Annotated in this window: 21 protein-coding genes and 1 pseudogene; 13 read left to right on the forward strand and 9 right to left on the reverse strand. The window is 65.8% G+C overall.

What is annotated here, in order from left to right; genetic code table 11:
- Nucleotides 1-522 precede the first annotated feature (522 nt).
- Nucleotides 523-936, forward strand: coding sequence for a pentapeptide repeat-containing protein (locus tag ACZBJS_RS35970; RefSeq protein ID WP_463439901.1), 414 nt, complete (start codon nucleotides 523-525; stop codon nucleotides 934-936).
- 278 nt (nucleotides 937-1,214) lie between these two features.
- Here the strand turns inward: ACZBJS_RS35970 and ACZBJS_RS35975 are convergent.
- The 4 genes and pseudogenes from ACZBJS_RS35975 to ACZBJS_RS35990 form a co-directional block, all read right to left on the reverse strand.
- Nucleotides 1,215-1,790, reverse strand: a pseudogene (locus ACZBJS_RS35975) (L,D-transpeptidase family protein); the annotation flags it as partial.
- 163 nt (nucleotides 1,791-1,953) lie between these two features.
- Nucleotides 1,954-2,916 carry an acetyl-CoA carboxylase carboxyltransferase subunit alpha gene (locus ACZBJS_RS35980; RefSeq protein ID WP_057015547.1) on the reverse strand — a complete coding sequence of 321 codons (963 nt, stop codon included), beginning with the start codon at nucleotides 2,914-2,916 and terminating at the stop codon, nucleotides 1,954-1,956.
- Between the two features lie 203 nt (nucleotides 2,917-3,119).
- On the reverse strand, nucleotides 3,120-4,103 hold the full coding sequence (gene xerD, locus ACZBJS_RS35985) for a site-specific tyrosine recombinase XerD (RefSeq protein ID WP_463439888.1): 984 nt from the start codon (nucleotides 4,101-4,103) through the stop codon (nucleotides 3,120-3,122).
- A 16-nt stretch (nucleotides 4,104-4,119) separates the two neighbouring features.
- A complete protein-coding gene (locus ACZBJS_RS35990) occupies nucleotides 4,120-4,266 on the reverse strand; it encodes a hypothetical protein (protein ID WP_016843561.1) in 147 nt (48 codons plus the stop codon).
- 145 nt (nucleotides 4,267-4,411) lie between these two features.
- On the opposite strand from ACZBJS_RS35990, the gene ACZBJS_RS35995 reads away from it, so the two are divergent.
- The 3 genes from ACZBJS_RS35995 to ACZBJS_RS36005 all read left to right on the forward strand — a co-directional run bounded on the left by ACZBJS_RS35995 (nucleotide 4,412) and on the right by ACZBJS_RS36005 (nucleotide 7,610).
- Nucleotides 4,412-5,032, forward strand: coding sequence for a shikimate kinase (locus tag ACZBJS_RS35995; protein ID WP_076824827.1), 621 nt, complete (start codon nucleotides 4,412-4,414; stop codon nucleotides 5,030-5,032).
- A gap of 10 nt (nucleotides 5,033-5,042) precedes the next feature.
- Complete coding sequence (aroB, locus tag ACZBJS_RS36000) at nucleotides 5,043-6,185, forward strand: 3-dehydroquinate synthase (protein WP_057015544.1); 1,143 nt, start codon at nucleotides 5,043-5,045, stop codon at nucleotides 6,183-6,185.
- Nucleotides 6,186-6,302: 117 nt separating this feature from the next.
- Nucleotides 6,303-7,610, forward strand: coding sequence for an HlyC/CorC family transporter (locus tag ACZBJS_RS36005; RefSeq protein WP_076824825.1), 1,308 nt, complete (start codon nucleotides 6,303-6,305; stop codon nucleotides 7,608-7,610).
- 149 nt (nucleotides 7,611-7,759) lie between these two features.
- Here ACZBJS_RS36005 and ACZBJS_RS36010 read toward each other — a convergent pair whose 3' ends face one another.
- Both ACZBJS_RS36010 and ACZBJS_RS36015 read right to left on the reverse strand, forming a co-directional pair.
- Entirely contained in the window at nucleotides 7,760-8,143 is a 384-nt protein-coding gene (locus tag ACZBJS_RS36010) for a hypothetical protein (RefSeq protein WP_229189798.1), read from the reverse strand.
- A gap of 184 nt (nucleotides 8,144-8,327) precedes the next feature.
- Nucleotides 8,328-8,603, reverse strand: coding sequence for a BolA family protein (locus ACZBJS_RS36015; RefSeq protein ID WP_028338206.1), 276 nt, complete (start codon nucleotides 8,601-8,603; stop codon nucleotides 8,328-8,330).
- Nucleotides 8,604-8,712: 109 nt separating this feature from the next.
- On the opposite strand from ACZBJS_RS36015, the gene ACZBJS_RS36020 reads away from it, so the two are divergent.
- Nucleotides 8,713-9,351: a J domain-containing protein gene (locus ACZBJS_RS36020; RefSeq protein WP_028338207.1), complete on the forward strand. Its 639-nt coding sequence runs from the start codon at nucleotides 8,713-8,715 to the stop codon at nucleotides 9,349-9,351.
- Between the two features lie 199 nt (nucleotides 9,352-9,550).
- On the opposite strand, the gene ACZBJS_RS36025 is transcribed toward ACZBJS_RS36020, so the two are convergent.
- Nucleotides 9,551-10,645: a citrate synthase/methylcitrate synthase gene (locus ACZBJS_RS36025; RefSeq protein ID WP_463439889.1), complete on the reverse strand. Its 1,095-nt coding sequence runs from the start codon at nucleotides 10,643-10,645 to the stop codon at nucleotides 9,551-9,553.
- A gap of 76 nt (nucleotides 10,646-10,721) precedes the next feature.
- On the opposite strand from ACZBJS_RS36025, the gene ACZBJS_RS36030 reads away from it, so the two are divergent.
- Entirely contained in the window at nucleotides 10,722-11,945 is a 1,224-nt protein-coding gene (locus ACZBJS_RS36030) for a citrate/2-methylcitrate synthase (RefSeq protein WP_057015541.1), read from the forward strand.
- 60 nt (nucleotides 11,946-12,005) lie between these two features.
- Here ACZBJS_RS36030 and ACZBJS_RS36035 read toward each other — a convergent pair whose 3' ends face one another.
- Nucleotides 12,006-12,668: a DedA family protein gene (locus ACZBJS_RS36035; protein WP_057015540.1), complete on the reverse strand. Its 663-nt coding sequence runs from the start codon at nucleotides 12,666-12,668 to the stop codon at nucleotides 12,006-12,008.
- 292 nt (nucleotides 12,669-12,960) lie between these two features.
- Here ACZBJS_RS36035 and cobS point away from each other — a divergent pair, with 292 nt between their 5' ends.
- The 5 genes from cobS (at nucleotide 12,961) to ACZBJS_RS36060 (ending at nucleotide 18,604) form a co-directional block, all read left to right on the forward strand.
- Nucleotides 12,961-13,959, forward strand: coding sequence for a cobaltochelatase subunit CobS (gene cobS, locus ACZBJS_RS36040; protein WP_057015539.1), 999 nt, complete (start codon nucleotides 12,961-12,963; stop codon nucleotides 13,957-13,959).
- A 3-nt stretch (nucleotides 13,960-13,962) separates the two neighbouring features.
- Complete coding sequence (locus tag ACZBJS_RS36045; protein WP_028343272.1) at nucleotides 13,963-14,373, forward strand: GNAT family N-acetyltransferase; 411 nt, start codon at nucleotides 13,963-13,965, stop codon at nucleotides 14,371-14,373.
- Complete coding sequence (gene cobT / locus ACZBJS_RS36050) at nucleotides 14,370-16,268, forward strand: cobaltochelatase subunit CobT (protein ID WP_076824816.1); 1,899 nt, start codon at nucleotides 14,370-14,372, stop codon at nucleotides 16,266-16,268. Before ACZBJS_RS36045 ends, cobT begins: the two co-directional genes overlap by 4 nt.
- 3 nt (nucleotides 16,269-16,271) lie before the next feature.
- The gene (locus ACZBJS_RS36055; RefSeq protein ID WP_463439890.1) at nucleotides 16,272-17,354 is read left to right on the forward strand and encodes an esterase-like activity of phytase family protein; all 1,083 of its coding nucleotides are present in this window, start codon (nucleotides 16,272-16,274) and stop codon (nucleotides 17,352-17,354) included.
- 137 nt (nucleotides 17,355-17,491) lie between these two features.
- On the forward strand, nucleotides 17,492-18,604 hold the full coding sequence (locus ACZBJS_RS36060; RefSeq protein ID WP_463439891.1) for an NADH:flavin oxidoreductase/NADH oxidase: 1,113 nt from the start codon (nucleotides 17,492-17,494) through the stop codon (nucleotides 18,602-18,604).
- A 21-nt stretch (nucleotides 18,605-18,625) separates the two neighbouring features.
- Here ACZBJS_RS36060 and ACZBJS_RS36065 read toward each other — a convergent pair whose 3' ends face one another.
- Nucleotides 18,626-20,137: an FAD-dependent monooxygenase gene (locus tag ACZBJS_RS36065; RefSeq protein WP_463439892.1), complete on the reverse strand. Its 1,512-nt coding sequence runs from the start codon at nucleotides 20,135-20,137 to the stop codon at nucleotides 18,626-18,628.
- Nucleotides 20,138-20,192: 55 nt separating this feature from the next.
- On the opposite strand from ACZBJS_RS36065, the gene ACZBJS_RS36070 reads away from it, so the two are divergent.
- Both ACZBJS_RS36070 and ACZBJS_RS36075 read left to right on the forward strand, forming a co-directional pair.
- Nucleotides 20,193-20,831 carry a TetR/AcrR family transcriptional regulator gene (locus ACZBJS_RS36070; RefSeq protein WP_229190798.1) on the forward strand — a complete coding sequence of 213 codons (639 nt, stop codon included), beginning with the start codon at nucleotides 20,193-20,195 and terminating at the stop codon, nucleotides 20,829-20,831.
- A 105-nt stretch (nucleotides 20,832-20,936) separates the two neighbouring features.
- Nucleotides 20,937-22,037, forward strand: a complete 1,101-nt coding sequence (locus tag ACZBJS_RS36075) for an LLM class flavin-dependent oxidoreductase (protein ID WP_229190799.1) — start codon at nucleotides 20,937-20,939, stop codon at nucleotides 22,035-22,037.
- Nucleotides 22,038-22,079 lie beyond the last annotated feature (42 nt).

Raw genomic sequence — 22,079 nt, forward strand, 5'->3', positions numbered from 1 at the left:
CTTCGAATCAAAGCGCCAGTGAGAGAATCATACAACATGCTGCAGAGACGCCACTTCTTGCTGTACCGAGTCAATCTGTCGCGCCCCAAAACCGTGTAGACACGCTAGTGCTTTCGCAGGGACGACGGCTGGAAATAGTTTGCGCTACAGCAGCATTGCGACAAGCGGCAGCGAGCTGTCTTCGCGCAGACGCGCCCCGCCTACTTCACCGCCGAGAAGCGGGTGTCGAACGAGTTGGTCTGCACCACAGGCGCGGAGCCGGCGAGTTGGGTCGACGACGACGGGGCCGGTGCGGCGGCTGCGGCCGTGGTCACTGCCGGCTTCGGCGCGGGCTTGGCGGCCTGCTTCGGCTCAGCCTTGGGGGCGACGCGAACCACCGATTGCGGCTTGGCCTCGGCGACCTTCGGCTTGGCTGGTGCGGCAGCGGCCGGAGCCGGCGCGGTCGTCTTGCTGGCGTCGGCGGTGCCGCCGATCCCGACCTTGCGGGCAAAGCTGGAGAAGAAGCCTTCGGATTTGTCAGAGGTGGATTTGTCAGAGGCGGATTTGTCAGAGGCGGATTTGTCAGAGGCGGATTTGTCGGACGCGTTCGCCGAGGCGACGCGGGTGCTGGCCGACGATGCGGTGGACGACGTTGTCGCCACGACCGGCTCTTCCTGCTGGACCGCGAGATTGGGCTTCGGCGGATTGACCGTACCGGGGATCGTGCCGGGCGCGCGCGCCAGCGACATCGAGGCCAGCGCCTGGCTGTCGCCGCCTTCGGAGAGGCCGGTGTTTCCTTCCGGAATCTTCGAGGCGAAGATCGCGTTCATGCCGCCGTCGATGCCGGTGTTGAGGCGCGCAACGGGCGTGCCCTTGGATACCAGCTTGGCGGTCTCGGCGGCGTCCTTCTGCTCCTTCTCGTGCACGGCGCTCGCGATCTCCTCGGGGATCACATAGGCCGGGCACTTCGCGGAGGCGTCGAACACCGGATCGCGTGTCGCGCCCGGCGCCTTCACCGCGTCGAACACATACTTCTTCTCGCAGAAGTCGACCTTCGGCTCCTGCTTCGTCACCTCGAAATGATCGTAGCCTTCCTTGATCATCTTCCAGAACGGCATGTTCGGATTGTTGCGGTGCTTGGCCATGTTCACCGGCGTCATCCGGAACGGGTAGGCCTGCAGCTGGAACGCCTTCTGGCCGCCGAAGAAGGATTCGCGGCCGAGCGAGTAAATCTCTGCGATCTGCTCGTCGGTCATCGCGTAGCAGCCGCGCGAAGAGCAATCGCCGTGCACCATCAGCTGCGAGCCGGTGCGGCCGAGCGCCTTGTCGAAGGCGTTGGGATAGCCGGTGTTGAACGACAGGTAATAGGCCGACTGCGGGTTCATCTGGCTCGGGTTGATCGAGTAGAACCCTTCGGGCGCCTGGCGGTCGCCTTCGCGGACCTTCGGACCGAGGTCGCCCGACCAGCGGCAGATTGGATAGGTCTTGAGCAGCGCGAACTGGCCGGAGCGGTTCTGCTTCCAGACCTCGAGCTCGGCCTCCTGCTTGAACAGCCGCACCAGGATCGGCGACTGCATGTCCATGTCCTTTTCGGTCATGGCAGCGACGAGCTTTGGCGGGACCGGCTGGTTGGCCTTGGCGTTCTGCGCGAGCGAGATCTGGTCGCTGTCACAACCGGCGAGCATGACGCCTGCGGCGAGGACCGCCGAGGTCAGAAGCGCGCGTACGAGCGTGCGATGAGTCAAGTCCGAGCTCCACACCCACCGGGCGATTTTCGCGACCCCAACACGGCGAATATGCCCTGAAGCCATTGTGTAAAATATTAGCCTTCGACGACCCCTGCTCGCAACCTGAACCGGGGCGGACAGCCCTCACGGTAGCAGGCATGGTTCAAGGAATGTTAAAGACCCGGCTCGGGGCCCAATTACGGCAAAATTGGTCGATTTGGACGAAAAATCGGGCGGTTTGGGCGCCTCAGCCGAGCTTGCGGCCGATATCGAGGAATTTCTGGCGCCGCTGTTTGCGAATCGCGTCCGGATCAAGATTTCGTAGGTCGTTGAGCGCCTGGGCGATGGCATCGCCCGTGGTCGCGATCATCGCGCCCGGGTCGCGATGAGCGCCGCCCGAGGGCTCCTTCAGGATCTGGTCGATCACGCCGAAGCGCAGCATGTCCTGGGCGGTGATCTTCATGCTGTTGGCGGCTTCCTGCGCCTTGGTGCCGTCGCGCCACAGGATCGAGGATGCCGCCTCCGGCGAGATCACGCTGTAGATCGCGTGCTCCATCATCAGGACGCGGTTCGCCGTGGTGATGGCGATGGCGCCGCCCGACATGCCTTCGCCGGTGACGATCGCGACATTGGGCACACCGAGCGACAGGCAGGCGTCGGTCGAGCGCGCGATCGCCTCGGCCTGGCCGCGCTCCTCGGCGCCGATGCCGGGATAGGCGCCGGCGGAATCAACGATCGACAGCACCGGAATGCCGAACCGGTCGGCCATCTCCATCAGGCGCACCGCCTTGCGGTAGCCTTCGGGCCGCGCCATGCCGAAATTGTGCTTGATGCGGCTCTCGGTGGTGGCGCCCTTCTCCTGGCCGACCACGCAGATGCTCTCGCCGCGGAAGCGGCCGAAGCCGCCGACCAGGGCCTCGTCGTCGGCGAATTTGCGGTCGCCGGCCATCGGGGTGAATTCGGTGATCAGGCCGCCGATGAAATCGGTGAAGTGCGGCCGCTGCGGATGCCGCGCCACCAGCGTCTTCTGCCACGGCGTCAGATTGGAATAGAGCTCGGTGAGCGCCTGCGCCGCCTTGTCCTCGATCCGCGCGACCTCGTCGCCGATGTCGCTGCCGCTTGCGGCAAGCGCACGCAACTCGTCGATCTTGGATTCAAGCTCGGCGACGGGTTTTTCGAAGTCGAGATAGCTGCGCATCGGGTCGGGCATCAACTCAATATAGGGAAGAACGGTGCGAGGGGCGAAGCGGTTTCGGCGTCGGAAAGAGAAGCTTTGTAACTTCAAACGGTTAACGCGCATCCGGGTGGAATGCACGCTTCGGGATCGCAAGCAGGTGACGCTCTTTCTGCGGAGACGAAGCGGAAGTCAAGGCGGATCAGATGAAGGTATCGAGGTCTCTGGGCTTCGGATCCCTAGGACTTCTCCGCCAACGGGTGCAGGTCGCGGACTAGGCTCTTCAGCCGCTCCTCGACCACATGGGTGTAGATCTGGGTGGTCGAGATGTCGGTGTGGCCGAGCAGGGTCTGCACGATGCGCAGGTCCGCGCCATTGTGCAGCAGATGGCTGGCAAACGCATGACGCAGCACGTGCGGGGAGACCAGCCGCGGCGCAAGGCCGGAGGCGCTCGCGAGCTCCTTCAGATCGCGGGCGAAATGCTGCCGGGTCAGATGGCCGCTCTCGCCGGAGGACGGAAACAGCCATTTCGCCGGCGCGGCCTTCTTCGCCTTCGGCTGCATCACCTCCAGCGCTGCGAGATAGTCTGCCATCGCCTGGCGCGAGGCGTCGTTCAGCGGCACCAGCCGCTCCTTGTTGCCCTTGCCGCGCACCACGATCATCCGCGCGTCGCGCCGCGCCGCCGAGACCGGCAGCGACACCAGCTCGGAGACGCGCAGGCCGGTGGCGTAGAGCACCTCGAGCAGGCAATACAGCCGCAGCGCGCGCAGCCGCTGCGCCGGCGAGACGTCGGTCTGGGTCAGCTCCTTGGCCCGAGTCAGCATGCGGTCGACGTCGGCGATCGACAGCACCTTGGGCAGGCCGCGGCCGCGCTTCGGGCCGGACAGGATCGCGGCCGGATCGTCGGTGCGGACCCGCTCGTTGAGCAGGAAACGGTAGAGGTGCCGCATCGCCGACAGCCGCCGCGCCACGCTGGTCGACTTGAAGCCTCTGACATCGAGGTCGGCGAGGTAGCCACGCAGCGTCTCGGTGTCGGCGCTGGTGAAATCGGCGCCGGCATGGGCGAGGTAGTCGGAGAAATCGGTGAGGTCGCGCCGGTAGGCGTCGAGCGTGTTGGCGCCGGCGCCCTGTTCCGCGGCGAGCATGTCGAGGAACAACGCGGTCAGTCTGGCGTCGGAGGACTTGGCGAGGGTCTTGGCGGGATTTTTGGCAGTAGCGGGCATGCCGGAATCATAGCGTCTATTTCTTGAGGAACTTATCCGGTGGGATGGTCACCGTCATTTCCCGCGGTTTCGGGTGCACGAAATTCGCCAGCGCGAAGACGATGCCGTAGCCGATCCCGAAAATCACGGCGACGACCGTCAGGAAGCGGAACAGGCTGGGCATGGAGGCGACTCGGGCGGCGAATTAACCAATGAAATCATCCAACATGTTCCCCGCGCGGTTGCAAGAGTCGCTGGTAAGGGTGTCGCCGGGGGTAGTATAGGTGGCTCGAATTCTGAACAATTCGTCCCAATATCCGAGCTTTTTGATGTCCGACGCAGCCGTACCGGCGCCTACCCACCCGACCCTGGAGGCCGACATCGCGGCCGCGCTGGGGACGAGGTCGATCGTGCTGGTCGGCATGATGGGGGCCGGCAAGTCGACCATCGGCCGGAGGGTGGCGGCGCGACTCAAGCTGCCGTTCACCGATGCCGACACCGAGATCGAGGCGGCGGCGGACATGACGATCCCGGAGATCTTCGAGAGCAAGGGCGAGCCGTATTTCCGCGACGGTGAGGCGCGGGTGATCGCCCGCATCCTCGGCAATGGCCCGGTCGTGCTGGCGACCGGCGGCGGCGCCTTCATGCGCGAGGAGACCCGCAACCGGATCCGCGACCGCGCGATCTCGATCTGGCTCAAGGCCGACAGTGATATCATCATGCGCCGGGTGCGCCGCCGCGCCGATCGTCCGCTGTTGCACACCCCCGACCCGGAGGCGACCGTCAACCGCCTGCTCAGCGAGCGCGAGCCGGTCTACGGCACCGCCGATTTGACGATTGCCTCGCGCGACGTGCCGCACGACCGCATCGTCGACGAATGCCTCGAGGCCCTGCATGCGCATCTGTGCGGTGCGCGTCCGGCCGACGAGCAACCACCTGTGATGGATTGAACGCGACCTCATGACTGCGCCCTTGAAACATTCCGCCTCAGTTACCGTCGACGTCGCGCTCGGCGACCGCGCCTATGACATCGTGATCGGCCGCGACGTGCTGCAGTCACTCGGCGAGCGTGTCGCGGCGCTGCGGCCCGGCGTGCGTACCGCGATCGTCACCGACCGCACCGTCGCCAAGCACTGGCTGGAGCCGACCGAGGCGTCGCTCGCCGCCGCGGGGGTGCCGACGTCGCGGATCGTCGTCGAGGAGGGCGAGGGCTCGAAGAGCTATGCCACGCTGACCGAGGTCAGCGAGGCGCTGATCGCGGCGAAGATCGAGCGCAATGACCTCGTGATCGCGCTCGGCGGCGGCGTGGTCGGCGATCTCGCCGGCTTCGCGGCCGCGATCCTGCGCCGCGGCGTCGATTTCGTGCAGGTGCCGACCTCGCTGCTGGCGCAGGTCGATTCCTCCGTCGGCGGCAAGACCGGCATCAACTCGCCGCAGGGCAAGAACCTGATCGGCGCATTCCACCAGCCGGTGCTAGTCATCGCCGACACCTCGGTGCTCGACACGCTGTCGCCGCGCCAGTTCCGCGCCGGCTACGCCGAGGTCGCGAAATACGGCATCCTCGGCGACGAAGCCTTCTTCGCCTGGCTCGAGAAGAACCACACCGACATCTTCGCCGGCGGCGCCGGGCGCGAGCACGCGATCGCAACCTCCTGCCGCGCCAAGGCGGGCGTCGTCTCGCGCGACGAGCGAGAGACCGGCGAGCGGGCGCTGCTCAATCTCGGCCATACCTTCGGCCATGCGCTGGAAGCCGCAACCGGCTTCTCCGACCGGCTGTTCCACGGCGAGGGCGTCGCGGTCGGCATGGTGCTGGCGGCGGAATTCTCGGCGCAGCTCGGCATGATTTCGTCCGACGATGCGGGGCGCATCGCGCGTCATCTGTCCGCGGTCGGATTGCCGACGCGCCTGCAGGATATCGCAGGCTTCGCGCAGGAAGGCCTTGCCGACGCCGACGCGCTGCTGGCGCTGATGGCGCAGGACAAGAAGGTCAAGCGCGGCAAGCTCACCTTCATCCTGCTGGAGGCCGTCGGCCGCGCCGTGATCGCCAACAATGTCGAGCCGCAGCCGGTGCGCGACTTCCTGCAAGCCAAGCTGAAGGCCTAGACCGGGATGCCTCTCCTTCGGATCGCCATCCCGCTCTATCTTTTTGATTTGAGCATGATCTTTTCGGAAAACCGCTACACACTTTACCGGATCATGCTCTAGCCACGGATCAGTTCAGTGGGATGGTTCACCTTCTCGATCGTGCTGCTCTGCCTGTTCATCTCGGCGTTTTTCGCGGCGAGTGAGACGGCGCTGACCGGCGCCTCGCGCGCCAGCATGCTGCGGCTGTCGAAGCAGGGCAACACCGATGCCGGTGTGGTCTCCAAGCTGGTCAACATGCGCGAGCGCATGATCGGCGCGCTGCTGCTCGGCAACAACATCGCCAATATCGGCGCCTCGGCGCTGGCGACCGGCGTGTTCACCGCCTGGTTTGGCGACGTCGGCGTGCTCTATGCCACCGCTGTCATGACCGTGATGGTCGTGGTGTTTGCAGAGGTGCTGCCCAAGACCATCGCGATCAACGCGCCCGACCGCATCTCGCTTTTGGTCGCGCGGCCGATGCGGCTGACGATCTTCGTGCTGGGGCCGCTGCTCACCATCATCGAGACCATCGTGCTGGCGCTGATGAAGCTGCTCGGCATCAAGGTCGGGGCGCATCAGGCGGTGCTGTCGCCGACCGAACGTCTGCGCGGTGCGGTCGATCTGTTGCATCACGAGGGCAAGGTCGAGAAGCAGGATCGCGACATGCTCGGCGGGTTGCTGGATCTCAGCGAGCTGCAGGTCTCCGACGTCATGGTCCATCGCACCGAGATGACCATGGTCAACGCCGACCTGCCGCCCGAGGAACTGGTGCGCGAGGTGCTGGCGAGCGAATACACCCGCATCCCGCTGTGGCGGGAGAAGCCGGAGAACATCGTCGGCGTGCTCCACGCCAAGGACCTGCTGCGCGCGATGCGCGCCAACGAGGGTGACATGTCGGCGATCGATGCCTCCGCGATCGCGCTGCCGCCCTGGTTCGTGCCGGAGATGCGTCCGGTCTCCGAACAGCTGAAGGCGTTCCGTCGCCGCAAGACCCACTTCGCCCTCGTGGTCGACGAGTATGGCGAGGTCGAAGGCATGGTGACGCTGGAGGACATTCTGGAGGAGATCGTCGGCGACATCTCCGACGAGCATGACGTCGTCGTTGCCGGCGTGCGGGCGCAGCCGGACGGCTCGGTCGTGGTCGACGGCTCGGTGCCGATCCGCGATCTCAACCGCGCGATGGACTGGCGCCTGCCGGACGAGGAGGCGACCACCGTCGCCGGCCTCGTGATCCACGAGGCGCGCTCGATCCCGGAGCGCGGCCAGAGCTTCACCTTCCACGGCTTCCGCTTCCGCGTGCTCCGCCGCGAGCGCAACCGCATCACCGCGCTGCGCATCGTCGCCGTCCCGCGCGAGACCGAGCTGGAGGAGAAGAAGCCGAAGCGGGCGGGGACGGCGTTCTAGTTCGAGTTGGCTAGGCTGCCGGTACCGTCACCCTGAGGAGCGCGCATCGCGCGCGTCTCGAAGGGTCGACGGCCACCAGCCGGGCCGTGCATCCTTCGAGGCTCGCTCCGCTCGCACCTCAGGATGACGGTTTGGCGACTGCCCCAGTGCTACTCGATATCGATCGAGATACCCGACAGCTTCCAGGCGCCGTCGGAGGGGATGAAGCCGAGCTGATACTTCACCTGCTTGGGCGTGGTGTCGAAATGACCCTTCAGCCGCAGCACGCCCTTGTCGTCGATCTTGGCGTCCTCGTCGAGAACGATCGGCTTGGCGACTACGGCGTCGAACACCGCGTGCTTGTCGACCAGATCCTTGAAGATGGTCTTGAGCTTGTCGGGCGGAAACTGGTCGCGGAACGGCTTTGAGATCTTGGCGTGGAACACGGTGAAATTGTTCGCGGCCACCGCATCGTTGAGCGACACCAGGATGCTCTTGATCAGCACCTCCTGGACGAACGGGCTCGGCATGTCCAGCGCCGAGGCCGGGCGCATCGAGCATATCAGGAGCAGGCCGGCGGCGGTGACGATCGACCGAAAACGTGGCCAGCAAGGGATCATCAATGGCCCCATATCATGCGTGGCGGTGCAATCCGTAGTTTCACCTGCTCACGCAGGGAGCAGGTCCATCCTGTTCTCATAGAGGAAAACCACTGCTTCGTCTTGAGGCAAGCGCGAACTAGCGCGGCTTTTCCCCGGGGCCGTGGGCGTGTATCGCCAGCGCATGCACCGAGCCGGCGAGTTCCTGCGCCAGCGTCGCATTTATCATGCGATGGCGTTCGATCCGGCTCTTCCCTTCGAAGGCCGGAGACACAATATATACCCGAAAGTGCGTCTCCCCGCCTGGCCTGTGGCCGGCGTGGCCCTCATGCAGATGTGACTCGTCGACGACGTCGAGGCTTTCCGGCAAGAAAGCTTCACGCAACTTGTTTATGATAGCGTCTTTGGTGCTCATGGCGGCGGAGTTAGGTTCGCGACAGCTTTTCGTCAATGGTGCAAGCGGGAAACGAGGTCCGCGCAATGTCAAGACTTGAAGATTTGTGCATTGCGTAGTCAAAGAGAACATGCCGATCGATTCATCAAAATTCTTCGACTCCATTCGCATCAAGCCGACCAAGGTCAGTGCGAAGCGCCAGGCGCAGGCCGGCGAGCAGGCCGTGACCTGCGAGTGGGCGGGTTGCCAGAACAAGGGCGCGCATCGCGCCCCGAAAGGCCGCGAGAATTCGCGCGAGTATTGGCACTTCTGTCTCGACCACGTCCGTGAATACAACCAGTCCTACAATTTCTTCCAGGGTATGAATCCTGACGACGTCGCGCGCTACCAGAAGGACGCGCTGACCGGCCACCGTCCGACCTGGAAGATGGGCGCCAACAACGGCAAGAAGGGCGAGAGCGGTCTCGATGCCGCCTCCGATCCGTTCCACGTATTCTCCGAGCTCAACGGCCGCGGCCGCTGGCGCCCCGGACCCGGTGGCGCGGAGCCCAAGCCCGAGACCCGCAAGGTGATGAACGCCGAGCGCAAGGCGCTGCAGGTGATGGGGCTCGGGGCCGAGGCGACGCTCGAAGACGTCAAGTCGAAGTACAAGGCGCTGGTCAAGCAGCACCACCCCGACGCCAATGGCGGCGACCGCTCCACCGAGGATCGCCTGATCGAGATCATCAAGGCGTACAATTATCTGAAGACCGTGGTGCGCGAGGCCTGAAGTCTCTCGTCCTCGTCGCCCCTGCCTAGTGCGCAGTTGCGCACGGAGCTGGGGCCCATAACCACCGGCCGTTATCGTTTGCACAAGATGTCTGCCCGATTGCCCCATCGATGGGCCGCGGCGTGTGGGTCTCGGCCTTCGCCGGGACGACGGCGGAGTGTGTGGCTCCGCCATCGTAAACGTTGATGCGGCTTAGTTCTCACCCCTTCGGCACCGTCCCGACATAGGACGAGCTCGGCCGGATCAGGCGCCCGGTGCGCCGCTGCTCCAGGGCGTGCGCGGTCCAGCCGGCGGCGCGCGCGGTGGCAAAGATCGGCGTGAACGCCTGCCGCGGGATTTCCAGCCCGTCGAGCAGGATCGCGGTGAAGAACTCGACATTGGTCTCGAGCGGCCGCTCCGGATTCTTTTTCCGCAGCGCCTCGCGGATGTAGGCCTCGACCTCGGCGGCAAATGGCAGGTCGGCACCGCTGGCCTCGAGGCGCTCGATCGCGACCTTCAGCACGTCGGCGCGCGGGTCGCGCACGCGATAGACGCGGTGACCAAATCCCATCAGCCGTTCGCCGTGCGCCAGCGCGCCGTCAACCCAAGGCTTGATGCGCTCGCGTGTCCCGATCGCGTCCAGCATTTCGAGCACCGGCTCAGGTGCGCCGCCGTGCAGCGGGCCGGTCAGCGCGCAATAGCCGCCGGTGATCGCCGCGAACAGGTCGGCCTGCGTCGAGGCGATCACCCGCGTGGTGAAGGTCGACGCATTCATGCCGTGGTCGCAAACGGTGACGAGATAGGCGTCGAGCGCTGCGACCTCGCGCGGCTCGACCTTGCGGCCCAGCAGCATCCGCAGCGTGTCGGCGGCGTGGCCGGCATTCGGGTCCGGCGCGATCGGATCGCTGCCCGTGGCGCGCCGGACCAAGGCGCCCGCGATCACCGGGAAGGCGCCGACGATGGTCGCCTCGTGCTCCAGCCCGTTCTCGCCGCGGAGGCCTGCGATCGCGGCCCGGAAGCCGTCGACGATCGACATGCCGCGCGTCGCCGGCAGCAGGTCCGGCAGGCGGGCGAAGGCGCGTTCGCGGGCGGCGCCGAGGCTGGCGCGGACATTGGCTTCACTCAGCGACTTGCCGGTGGCGCCGTTCCACAGCCGCGCCGTGACGCCCTCGAAGCTCGACTTGCCCGCGAGGTCGGCGACGTGCTCGCCGGCGATGATCAATTCGCCGCGCTCGCCGTCGACATGGCTCAACACGGTCTCGGCGGCAGGAACGCCGTCCAGACCGATCTGGCTCTTGGTGAGGTGCATATTCATGGCCTGATCTCCTTGCTTCACCCCTTCAAGGTCAGGCCTCTCGACGAGTTGATCAATCTTGATTATATAAATCAATATGAAAAAATCCGCCGAGCTTTACCTCTCCGCTCGCGAAGCCGCCGCCGAGCTCGCGATCTCGCCGGCGACCCTCTACGCTTATGTCAGCCGCGGGCTGATCCGCTCCGAGCCGTCGCCGGATTCGCGCAGCCACCGCTACCGCGCCGAGGACATCAGGGGGTTGAAGGAGCGCCGCGTGCCGTCGCCGGAGCCGCGGGGCTTCCGTAATTTCGACGCCGACCTGCCGGTGATGGATTCGGCGATCGCAACCATCACCGAGCAAGGCCCGATCTATCGCGGCGTCAACTGCGTCGAGCTCGCCGAGCGCGACACGCTGGAGCACACCGCGACGCTGCTGTGGGATGTCACCGGCGTCGATCCGTTCGCGCCGGACAATTGCCCGCACCTCTCGGACGAAATGCGCGCGATCGCTGAGGCCGCGCGCCGCGCCCAGCCGATCGACCGCACGGTGGCGGTGCTGGCGCTGGCGGCAAGTGCCGATCCCGGCGCCTTCACGCGCGCGCCCGACGGCCGCGCCATGGTCGGCGGCCGCATCCTGCGGCTGCTGGTCGCGACCATGCTGAACGCTGCGCCATCGAACGAGCCGCTGCACGAGCAGGTGGCGCAGGTTTGGACGCCAGGCAACAAGCACGCGCCCGACCTGATCCGCCGCGCGCTGGTGCTGCTCGCCGATCACGAACTGAATGCGTCGACCTTCACCGCACGCTGCGCGGCATCGACCGGGCTCAATCTGTACGACGCCGTGATCGCGGGTCTCGTCGCGCTGAAGGGACCGATGCATGGCGGTGCCGGCGTGCTCGCCTCGCGCCTCGTCAAGACGATGCTCGACAATGACGTTGCGCCGGTGGTTCGTGAGCGGGTCGCGCTTGGCGAACGTTTCGCCGGCTTCGGGCACGGCGTCTACAAGAAGGGCGATCCGCGCGCGATCTCGCTGCTCGAGGCGCTGACGCGGGCCGGCGCGCCGCGCAAATTCACCAGGGAAGTGCCGGAGCGGATCGCGGAGGCAACGGGCGAATTCGTCAACATCGATTACGCGCTGGCGGTGCTGGTGCATGCGCTGCGGATGCCCGCGGGCAGCGAGCTTGCGCTGTTCGCGATGGCGCGCAGCGTCGGCTGGATCGCGCATGCCAGCGAGCAGCTTCAGCTCGGCAAGTTGATCAGGCCTCGCGCGCGCTATGTCGGTCCGGCACCCGGGCGGGCGGGAACGACCAACAGCATCTAGCGCATGATCCGGAAAAGTGGAGACCGGTTTTCCGAGAAGATCATGCGCAAGTGAAAGGAATTATTTCGCCGGCTTGGCCGGTTCGATCAGGCTGCCGCCATGCCGGCGGCGGATGGTCCAGACGGCCAGCGCCAGGATCACGGCGCCGCCCGCGACCGCAAACATCCAGAGATGCTTGCCGACATGGCCATGATGCGGCAGGCCGGCATAGTCATGCAGCGCGGTGACGGCGAGCACGCCGGGCAGCACATGCGCCGGCGCCCAGAGCAGGATCGCGGGGATGTTGACCGCGTAGAAGCGCGCCGGCGGCATGCCGAGCGCGCCGGCCGTGATCGGCACGAAGGCGCGGATCGGCGGCACGAAGCGGGCGAAGAACACCGCGAGCACGCCCCAGCGGTTGAAGAAGGCCTCGCTCTGCGCCACCACGCGCGGGTAGTTGGAAAGCGGCCAGGCCGACAGTATCTCGCGCTGGCTGCGGTGGCCGATCAGGTAGGCGGTGCCGTCGCCGAGCATCGCGCCGGCGGCCGCCGCGGCGAGCACCGGCAACAGCTTCAATTCGCCGCCCGGCACCAGCGCGCTCAACGCCAGGATGATGGTCGACCCCGGCACCAGGGAGCCGACCACCGGCACCGCCTCCAGCAGGGCGGCCAGAAACAGCGTCAGATAGGCAAGCCAGGCATGGGCCGAAACGAACGCGATCAAAGGGTCAAGGAATGAAGTCACAAAATTCCCATGTGGCGGTGTTATCGATTTGAGAGCTAACAACTCCCCGCCGGGCTGAAAAGTGCCCGGCCCGGGCCGGCCGTCGTGGTGCTGCGGCAAAAGTACGGCGGGATTTGCAGGGCAGCCTTCCAAAAACCGAGTCTCGCTCCTATCTTTATGATAGAACAACGGAACTTTGATTTGCTCGCGGGCTTCTGCCAACCGTTGCTCTCTGCTAGGCTTATGCGAAGCACCCCATCCGCAGCCAAACGATTAATCTGGTTTCGGGAACGCCCGGGACCTCGGAGGATGAATGACGACCGCCGTCCAGACCAAAGCTCAGGAACCCGTCGGCTTGCCCGACATGAAGGTGTCGGTCCGGCAGGTCTTCGGGATCGATAGCGACCTGGAAGTTCCCGCCTATTCCGAAGTCGATCCGCATGTGCCGGAAGTCGACAGCGACTACCGCTTCGACCGCGCCACCACGCTCGCGATCCTCGCGGGCTTTGCCAAGAACCGCCGCGTGATGGTCACCGGCTATCACGGCACCGGCAAGTCCACCCACATCGAGCAGGTTGCGGCCCGCCTCAACTGGCCCTGCGTGCGCGTCAACCTCGACAGCCACATCAGCCGTATCGACCTCGTCGGCAAGGACGCGATCGTGGTCAAGGAAGGCAAGCAGGTCACCGAATTCCGCGACGGCATCCTGCCCTGGGCGCTGCAGCACAATATCGCGCTGGTGTTCGACGAATACGACGCCGGCCGCCCGGACGTGATGTTCGTGATTCAGCGCGTGCTTGAAGTCTCCGGCCGCCTGACGCTGCTCGACCAGAACAAGGTAATCAAGCCGCATCCGGCGTTCCGCCTGTTCTCGACCGCCAACACGGTCGGCCTCGGCGACACCTCGGGCCTCTATCACGGCACCCAGCAGATCAACCAGGGCCAGATGGACCGCTGGTCGATCGTCACCACGCTGAACTACCTCGCCCATGACGAGGAAGTGGAGATCGTGCTGGCGAAGGCGAAGCACTATCGCACCCAGGAAGGCCGCGACATCGTCAATAAGATGGTGCGGCTGGCGGATCTCACCCGCAACGCGTTCGCCAACGGCGACCTGTCGACGGTGATGAGCCCGCGCACGGTGATCACCTGGGCCGAGAACGCCGACATCTTCAGCGACATCGGCTTCGCGTTCCGCGTCACCTTCCTCAACAAGTGTGACGAGCTGGAACGGCCGCTGGTCGCCGAGTTCTACCAGCGCTGCTTCAACGTCGAGCTGCCGGAATCCTCGGTCAACGTGGCGCTCAGCTAGTCCATGCCGAAAATCTCCGTCGAGCGCACAGTCACACAGACGAAGAAAGCGGTGCTCGGCGGATTGCTCCACTACAACAACGAGAAGATGGGGAAGCAGAAGTACAAGCGCTTCGCCATCTCGCTGCGGCAAGGCGACGAGATTGTCGGCGGCATCGTCGGCGAGGTCTGGACCGCGGTGTTGTTCATCCAGTTGTTCTGGATGGAGCAGAAGTTTCGCAACAAGGGCTTTGGCGCGAAGCTGATCAAGGCGATCGAGGACGAGGCGCGGCGCTTCGGAGCGACGCGATCCTATCTGGATACGATGAGCTTCCAGGCGCCGGGCTTCTACCGCGCCAACGGATATAAAGAGTTCGGTTCGATTGAGGGGTATCCCGGCGGCGTAACGCGCCATTGGTTTACGAAATCGCTATGACAACCTCCAACATCAAATTCCGTCCCGGATCCAAGGAAGCGCCGACCGAGCCGTTCAAGCGCTCGGTGTCGGCGTGCCTGAAGGCGATCGCCAAGAAGCCGGAGCTCGAGGTCTCCTTCGCCGCCGAGCGCCCCGGGCTCGCGCCCGGCAAGGCGCGGCTGCCGGAGCCGGCGCGCAAGATGACCAAGCGCGATGCGGCGATCGTGCGCGGCCACGCCGATTCGATCGCGCTCAAGATCGCCTGTCACGATCCCAAGGTGCATCGCAAGCTGATGCCGGGTAATCCGCAGGCGCGCGGCGTGTTCGAGGCGGTCGAGCAGGCGCGCGTCGAGGCGATCGGCTCGCGGCGGATGGCGGGCGTCGCGAAGAACCTCACCGCGATGCTCGACGATCATTTCCACCGCGGCAAGTATGACGAGATCACCGACCGCGCCGACGCGCCGCTGTCGGATGCGCTGGCGATGCTGGTGCGCGAGCGTCTCACCGGCATGGCCCCGCCCGCGGCCGCCAAGAAGATGGTCGATCTCTGGCGTCCGACCCTGGAGGACAAGATCGGCTCGCGGCTCGACAAGCTCAGCCGTTTCACCGAGGACCAGGCGAGGTTCGGCGACCTCGTCCATGATCTGCTGTCGGCGCTCGATCTCGGCGACGATCGCAACATGGATTCGGACGATGACGACGACCAGGACGAGAATCAGGACGGCGAGAGCGATCAGTCCGGCGCCGAGGGCTCGCCCGACTCCGACGCCGCGCAGGAGATGAGCGCCGACCAGGCGCAGACGTCGGCGGAAGAGATGAGCGAAAGCGCGATGGAGAGCGCGCAGGCCTCCACGTCGGACACGTTCGACGACGGCGAGCTCGGCGACGACGAGACGCCGGGCGAGGCGACGCGGCCGAATGCGCGCGGACAGAACGAGCCGCGCGGTCCGGAATATCACGCCTTCGCGCCGAAGTTCGACGAAGTGATCGCCGCCGAAGACCTTTGCGATCACGACGAGCTCGAGCGGCTGCGCTCCTATCTCGACAAGCAGCTCGCGCATCTGCAGGGCATCGTGGCGCGGCTCGCCAACCGCTTGCAGCGCCGGCTGATGGCGCAGCAGAACCGCGCCTGGGATTTCGATCTCGAGGAGGGCATCCTCGATCCGGCGCGGCTGTCGCGCGTCGTCACCGATCCCTATCATCCGCTGTCCTTCATGCATGAGAAGGAGGCGACCTTCCGCGACACCGTGGTGACGCTGCTGCTGGATAACTCCGGCTCGATGCGCGGCCGCCCGATCACGGTCGCCGCCACCTGCGCCGACATTCTGGCGCGCACGCTGGAGCGGTGCGGCGTCAAGGTCGAGATCCTCGGCTTCACTACGCGCGCCTGGAAGGGCGGGCAGTCGCGCGAAGCGTGGCTCGCGGCCGGCAAGCCGGCCAATCCGGGCCGCCTCAACGATCTCAGGCACATCATCTACAAGTCGGCCGACGCGCCCTGGCGTCGCGCGCGGAAAAACCTCGGGCTGATGATGCGCGAAGGCCTGCTCAAGGAGAACATCGACGGCGAGGCGCTCGACTGGGCGCACAAGCGCCTGCTCGCGCGCCCCGAGCAGCGCCGCATCCTGATGATGATCTCCGACGGCGCGCCGGTCGACGACTCCACGCTGTCGGTCAATCCCGGCAACTATCTCGAGCGGCATCTGCGTCACATCATCGACGAGATCGAGACCCGCTCGCCGGTCGAGCTGATCGCGATCGGCATCGGTCACGACGTGACGCGCTACTATCGCCGTGCCGTGACCATCGTGGACGCCGAAGAGCTCGGCGGCGCCATCACCGAAAAGCTCGCCGAGCTGTTCAGCGAGACCCACGGCTCGGCGCCCGCGCCGGGCGTCCGGCGCCGTCTCCACTCGTGAGACATGCGCTCACCCCCTAGCCGCCGCCGTTTCCTCCAGGGTATGGCGGCGGGGCTGTCGGCCGCCGCATTGCCGCGTCTTGCGCAGGCGCAGAGCGCGACCCAGCCGCCGGCAACGCCGAGGCCGGCTGCGAGGCCGAGCCCCTACCGGGTCAACGAACCGGTTTCGATCGACGTCAACGCGCGGCCGCTGCCGTCATTCGATATCCGCGACCGCGCGCGCACGCGGTTCGGCGCACTGGAATATCGCAGCGGTCTGATCCTGACCTCGTCGTTCTCCGGTTTCGGCGGCCTCTCCGCGCTACGGCTCGATGCCAAGGGCGAACGCTTCATCGCGGTCAGCGACCAGGGCAGCTGGTTCACCGGTCGCATCGTCTATCGCGGCCGGGAGATGGTCGGGCTCGAGGATGTCGAAGCGGCACCGCTGCTCGGCGCCGACGGCAGGCCGATCACCGCGACCCGCGGCTGGTATGATTCGGAATCGCTCTCGCTCGACGGCTCGTTCGCCTATGTCGGTCTCGAGCGGGTCAACCAGGTGCTGCGCTTCGATTTCGCCAAGGGCTTTACCCGCTCGCCCGGCGAGGTGATTGCGCTGCCGCCGGCGGCACGCAAGCTTCCCAACAACAAGGGGCTGGAGGGGCTCGTCTTCGTGCCGAAAGGCCAGCCGCTTGCCGGTACGCTGATCGCATTCTCGGAACGCGGGCTCGATGCGAGCGGCAATTTGGTCGCCTTCCTGGTCGGCGGCAAGACGCCGGGCCAGTTCAGCGTCCGTCGCAGCGAGAATTTCGATATCAGCGACGCGGTCCTGCTGCCGTCGGGCGGTCTGTTGATTCTGGAGCGGAAATTCTCCTGGTTCGGCGGCGTCGGCATCCGCATCCGCCGTCTCGCGCTGTCCGATATCGCGCCCGGCGCCGTGGTCGACGGCCCCGCGATCTTCAATGCCGATCTCGGCAACGAGATCGACAATATGGAAGGCATCGACGCCCATGTCACGGAGGAGGGCGAGACCGTGCTGACCATGGTCTCCGACGACAATTTCTCCCTGATCCAGCGCAACCTGCTGCTGCAGTTCACGCTGGTGGACTGAGGGCGCCGGCCCGGAGGGACCCCGTCAGGACATTGCTGATCTGCGCCCCGGCCTGCGCGGCCATCCGGACGGTTGGTGATCGGCCGTGGTGCCTCTATCTTAACCGGGCCCTCTCCCCGATCCCGGATATCCGCCGCATGAGCACCCTGTTCTCCCCGATCGAACTGCGCGACCTGAGACTCTCCAATCGCATCATGGTCTCGCCGATGTGCCAGTATTCGGCCATCGACGGCTCCGCCAACGACTGGCACTTCACCCACATCAACATGCTGGCCCTGTCGGGCGCGGCGATGTTCTGCATCGAGGCCACCCATGTCGAGGATATCGGGCGGATCACGCCCGGCTGCCTCGGTCTTTACAATGACGCCAACGAGGCGGCGCTGAAGCCGATCCTGGCCTCGGTGCGCAAGCATTCGAAAGCGGCGGTCGCCATGCAACTCGCCCATGCCGGCCGCAAGGCGTCGAGCCAGCGCCCCTGGGAGGGCGGGCAGTTGATCCCGATTGCCGAAGGCGGCTGGCAGACGGTCGGACCATCCAGCGTCCCGCACAAGGAAGGCGAGGCCGCGCCGGTGGCGCTCGACGACGCCGGCCTGACGCGCATCCGCGAGGCCTTTGTCGCGTCGGCGAGGCGCGCCGACCGGCTCGGCATCGATGCGCTCGAGCTGCACGGCGCGCATGGCTATCTGCTGCACCAGTTCCTGTCGCCGATCGCCAACAAGCGGACCGACCGCTATGGCGGCTCGCTCGAAAACCGCATGCGCTTCCCGCTGGAAGTGTTCGACGCCGTGCGCGCCGTATTCCCGAATCACAAGCCGATCGGCATGCGGGTGTCGGCGACCGACTGGGTCGAGGGCGCCTGGGACCTTGCGCAGACCATCGAGTTTGCCAGGGAGCTGAAGAAGCGCGGCGTCGACTGGATGGATGTCTCCTCCGGCGGCGTCTCGCCGTTGCAGAAGATTCCGCTCGGGCCGGGCTACCAGGTGCCGGCGGCGCTGGCGGTCAAGGAGGCGACCGGCGTTACCACGATGGCGGTCGGCCTGATCACGGAAGCGAAGCAGGCGGAGGAGATCGTCTCGTCCGGCAAGGCCGATATGGTCGCGCTCGCCCGCGGCATGCTCTACGACCCGCGCTGGGGCTGGCACGCTGCCGCCGAGCTCGGCGGCGAGGTGAGCGCACCGCCGCAATACTGGCGCTCGCAGCCCTCGACGCAGAAGGCGCTGTTCGGCAAGACCACGTTCGGAACGCGCTGACAGCGCATCTCGCTTGCGAGGTCACGGCATGGCGGGCCCGAACCAGCGCGTCAGCGCGGCGTCGAGGCCCGTCGTGTCGGCGTCGTTGGCCGCCCAGGCGATGCAGGCATCCGGGCGGATCAGCAGCGAAGCGCCGCTACGTCGCGGCACGCATCGCACGAAGATATCCCAGCGTGCCGCGATCGCTGACGCGGCTCCATCAGTCGCATCGACCAGCACGGCCCTGCCGTCCTCCATCCGATCGAACAGGGTTGTTTCCGCGCCGTCGTCGCCGAGAGCAAAATTGCCGGAGAGCCGGCCGACCGATGGATGGTCGCTGCCGAGATCGTAACGGATCCTGATGCCGCTGATCATTTCGCCGAAATAGCGGGTGCCCTCGTCGAGGCTCATCAGATCAGCGACGATCTCGCGCAGGGCATCAGTCATGACGTCAGGCCGCATCAAGGCGACCTGGGCGCGGGTGTTGGCCAGCACCCTTGCCGCGATCGGGTGCCGCTCCTCGGTGTAGCTGTCGAGCAGGCTGTCGGGCATGCGATCGCACACGACCGCCGCAAGCTTCCAGCCGAGATTGACCGCATCGAGCAGGCCGAGATTGAGGCCTTGTCCGCCGAATGGCGAGTGCACATGCGCCGCATCGCCCGCCAAGAGGACGCGGCCCCTGCGATAGCTGTCGGCCTGTCGCGCATTGTCGGTGAAGCGCGTCGCGGTCTTGACAGCGGTGACGCGAACGTCGACGCCGCTGATCCGGCGCAGGGTGGTCTCGATCTCCTCGCGCGTGACCGGCGCGCTGCGATCGGCCGGCGGTCCGTCGAACTCGGCCAGGAACACCCGGCCAGGAATCGGTCCATAGGCCATCATGCCGACCGGCGTTCGCCGCCAGCCGACCGGCAGAAGTCGATCCGGATGATCGAGATCGACGATGGCCTGGTGTCCGGTGAGGGTCGGTTCGGTGCCGGGGAATGCGAAGCCTGCGCGCTTGCGCACGGCGCTGCGTCCGCCGTCGCAGCCGACGAGATAGGTCGCGTGCAGCGTGGCATCGCCGGACGCGTCCTTAGTTTGCGCCACGACGCCGTCGCCGCTATCCTCGAAATCGATCAACTCGCAGCCGCGCCTGATCTCGATGCCGAGCGCGTGGGTGCGCTCGGCAAGCATGCTTTCCAGGGCTTGCTGGTTCACCCCGCGCAACCGCCGGTCCGGCTCGCGCTGACGCGTCTGGTCGATCAGGAAAATGCCCGAGAAGTGACCGCCGAATTTCTTGAACGGCAGGTCGCTCGCATCGCCCGAGCCCTTCATGAGCCTGGACATGCTGTCCGCCATGCTGCGTTCGACCGCATTCATCGCATCGCCGAGGCCGCGGCGCTCGAGGGCCTCGCCTGCCAGCGCGCCGATCGCGCCGGCCTTGATGGTCTGGTCGGGCTCGGCCAGCCGCTCGATGACGATCACGTCGGCGCCGCCCAGGGTCAGTTCGATCGCCAGCAGCAGTCCGGTCGGCCCGGCACCGACCACAACCACATCGGTTCGTTCACGCGTCACGCCGTCACCATAAAATTATACTAAGTATAATATTTATTATGGTACAAATTCCCGCATGTCAAATCAGGGCGGGTTGCGGGAGCGGAAGAAGGAGGCGACGCGCCAGGCGATCTCGGATGTCGCCACCGAGCTGTTCCTGGAACGGGGCTTCGACAATGTTTCGGTGGCCGAAGTCGCCGAGGCAGCCGAGGTCTCCCGGATGACGGTGTTCAATTACTTTCCACGCAAGGAAGACCTGTTCTTCGACCGTGAAGAGGAAAGCCGTCAGTTGCTGCGGACTGCCTTTGCCGAGCGTCCGGCCGGCGAGGCGCCGATCGCGACGCTCCGCAAGCTGGTGCACAGCCTGGCGGATCGCGTGCATCCGTTCGCGAAATTCACCGACGCAACGGCGAAATTCTGGCGCACCGTCGCCGAGAGCCCGGCGCTCTCGGCGCGGGCGCGCGAGATGCGTGACGAACTGATCGATGATCTCGCGAGCGTGCTGGCGGCAGCCATCAAGCGCCCGCTCGCCGATGCCGATGCCCGGCTCGCCGCGTCGATGGTGGTCACGGCGCTGACCGTCGCCTATGCGGAAGGGCTTCGCGAGCACAAGGCCCGCAGGTCGGCTGCGACGTCACGCGAGACCTTCCTGCGGATCATGGAGCGAAGCTTTTCCGGTATCGCGATCATGCTGAAGGATACGCCCTACGCATGAATCCCGGCCGAGCCGGATGCGACAAGGCCATTGTTCTGCCGTAGCCGGGGCAGCTACTCTCGAAGCGCGTGCGGAAGACACGCATCGAACAAAGAGAGGAAACCCATGGAACTCGGATACTTCGCGATGCCGTCGCATCCGCCGGAGTGCGGATTGAAGGAGGGCCACGACTGGGACCTGCAGGTGCTGCGCTGGCTCGACGAGCTCGGCTATCAGGAAGCCTGGATCGGCGAGCACCACACCGCACCCTGGGAGCCGCATCCGTCGCCTGATCTGTTGATCGCGCAGGCGCTGCTGCAGACCAAGAACATCCGCATCGGGCCCGGCGGCTTCCTGCTGCCGTATCATCACCCGGCCGAGCTCGCCAACCGCGTCGCGATGCTCGATCACCTCTCGAACGGGCGGCTCAATTTCGGCGTCGCGGCCTCCGGGCTGCCGAGCGACTGGGCGATGTTCAATGTCGACGGCATGTCGGGACAGAACCGCGACATGACCCGCGAGGCGCTCGAGATCATTTTGAAGATGTGGACCGAGCCGGCGCCCTGGACCCACAAGGGCAAGTTCTGGACCGTGACCAAGCCGGACACGATGTTCGATTTCCTCAAGCCGCACATCAAGCCTCAGCAAGCGCCGCATCCGCCGATCGGCGTCGCGGGGCTCTCCAAGAATTCGGATACGCTGAAGCTCGCCGGCGAGCGCGGCTTCATTCCGATGAGCCTCAACCTCAACCCTGCCTATGTCGGCAGCCACTGGGACTCGGTGGAGGCGGGCGCGGCCAAGACCGGCCGCACGCCGAGCCGCAAGGATTGGCGAATGGTGCGCGAGGTATTCGTCGCCGACACCGATCAAGAAGCATGGAAGCTGTCGACCGGCGACATGATGGGCCGGATGATGGGCGAGTACTTCCTGCCGCTGCTCGGCCACTTTGGTTTCAAGGATTACTTGAAGGCCTCGCCCGACGTGCCGGACAGCGACGTCACGGTCGAATATTGCGCGCGCAACAACTGGATCGTCGGCTCGCCCGCGACGGTCACCGAGAAGATCGAGCAGATCTACCAGGAGGTCGGCGGTTTCGGCGTGCTCCTGGTGTTCGGCTTCGACTACAAGCACAAGCCGGAAGCCTGGCACAATTCGCTGCGGCTCCTGAAGCAGGAGGTGCTGCCGCGGCTGAAACATCTCGACGCCTCGGTCGGCCGCGCGGCGTAGGTTTGGCGGAGAGGATAACAAGGGGCAGCGGTAACGCTGCCC

This window comes from Bradyrhizobium sp. KZN70725 (assembly GCF_055264925.1).

Bases quoted from the DNA above. Each gene is read 5' to 3' on its own strand.
- ACZBJS_RS35980 (WP_057015547.1), bottom strand. From the start codon at position 2,916: ATGCCCGACCCGATGCGCAGCTATCTCGACTTCGAAAAACCCGTCGCC.
- xerD (WP_463439888.1), bottom strand. From the start codon at position 4,103: ATGCCCGCTACTGCCAAAAATCCCGCCAAGACCCTCGCCAAGTCCTCC.
- ACZBJS_RS35990 (WP_016843561.1), bottom strand. From the start codon at position 4,266: ATGCCCAGCCTGTTCCGCTTCCTGACGGTCGTCGCCGTGATTTTCGGG.
- ACZBJS_RS35995 (WP_076824827.1), top strand. From the start codon at position 4,412: ATGTCCGACGCAGCCGTACCGGCGCCTACCCACCCGACCCTGGAGGCC.
- aroB (WP_057015544.1), top strand. From the start codon at position 5,043: ATGACTGCGCCCTTGAAACATTCCGCCTCAGTTACCGTCGACGTCGCG.
- ACZBJS_RS36010 (WP_229189798.1), bottom strand. From the start codon at position 8,143: ATGCGCCCGGCCTCGGCGCTGGACATGCCGAGCCCGTTCGTCCAGGAG.
- ACZBJS_RS36015 (WP_028338206.1), bottom strand. From the start codon at position 8,603: ATGAGCACCAAAGACGCTATCATAAACAAGTTGCGTGAAGCTTTCTTG.
- ACZBJS_RS36020 (WP_028338207.1), top strand. From the start codon at position 8,713: ATGCCGATCGATTCATCAAAATTCTTCGACTCCATTCGCATCAAGCCG.
- ACZBJS_RS36025 (WP_463439889.1), bottom strand. From the start codon at position 10,645: ATGAATATGCACCTCACCAAGAGCCAGATCGGTCTGGACGGCGTTCCT.
- ACZBJS_RS36030 (WP_057015541.1), top strand. From the start codon at position 10,722: ATGAAAAAATCCGCCGAGCTTTACCTCTCCGCTCGCGAAGCCGCCGCC.
- cobS (WP_057015539.1), top strand. From the start codon at position 12,961: ATGACGACCGCCGTCCAGACCAAAGCTCAGGAACCCGTCGGCTTGCCC.
- ACZBJS_RS36045 (WP_028343272.1), top strand. From the start codon at position 13,963: ATGCCGAAAATCTCCGTCGAGCGCACAGTCACACAGACGAAGAAAGCG.
- cobT (WP_076824816.1), top strand. From the start codon at position 14,370: ATGACAACCTCCAACATCAAATTCCGTCCCGGATCCAAGGAAGCGCCG.
- ACZBJS_RS36055 (WP_463439890.1), top strand. From the start codon at position 16,272: ATGCGCTCACCCCCTAGCCGCCGCCGTTTCCTCCAGGGTATGGCGGCG.
- ACZBJS_RS36060 (WP_463439891.1), top strand. From the start codon at position 17,492: ATGAGCACCCTGTTCTCCCCGATCGAACTGCGCGACCTGAGACTCTCC.
- ACZBJS_RS36070 (WP_229190798.1), top strand. From the start codon at position 20,193: ATGTCAAATCAGGGCGGGTTGCGGGAGCGGAAGAAGGAGGCGACGCGC.
- ACZBJS_RS36075 (WP_229190799.1), top strand. From the start codon at position 20,937: ATGGAACTCGGATACTTCGCGATGCCGTCGCATCCGCCGGAGTGCGGA.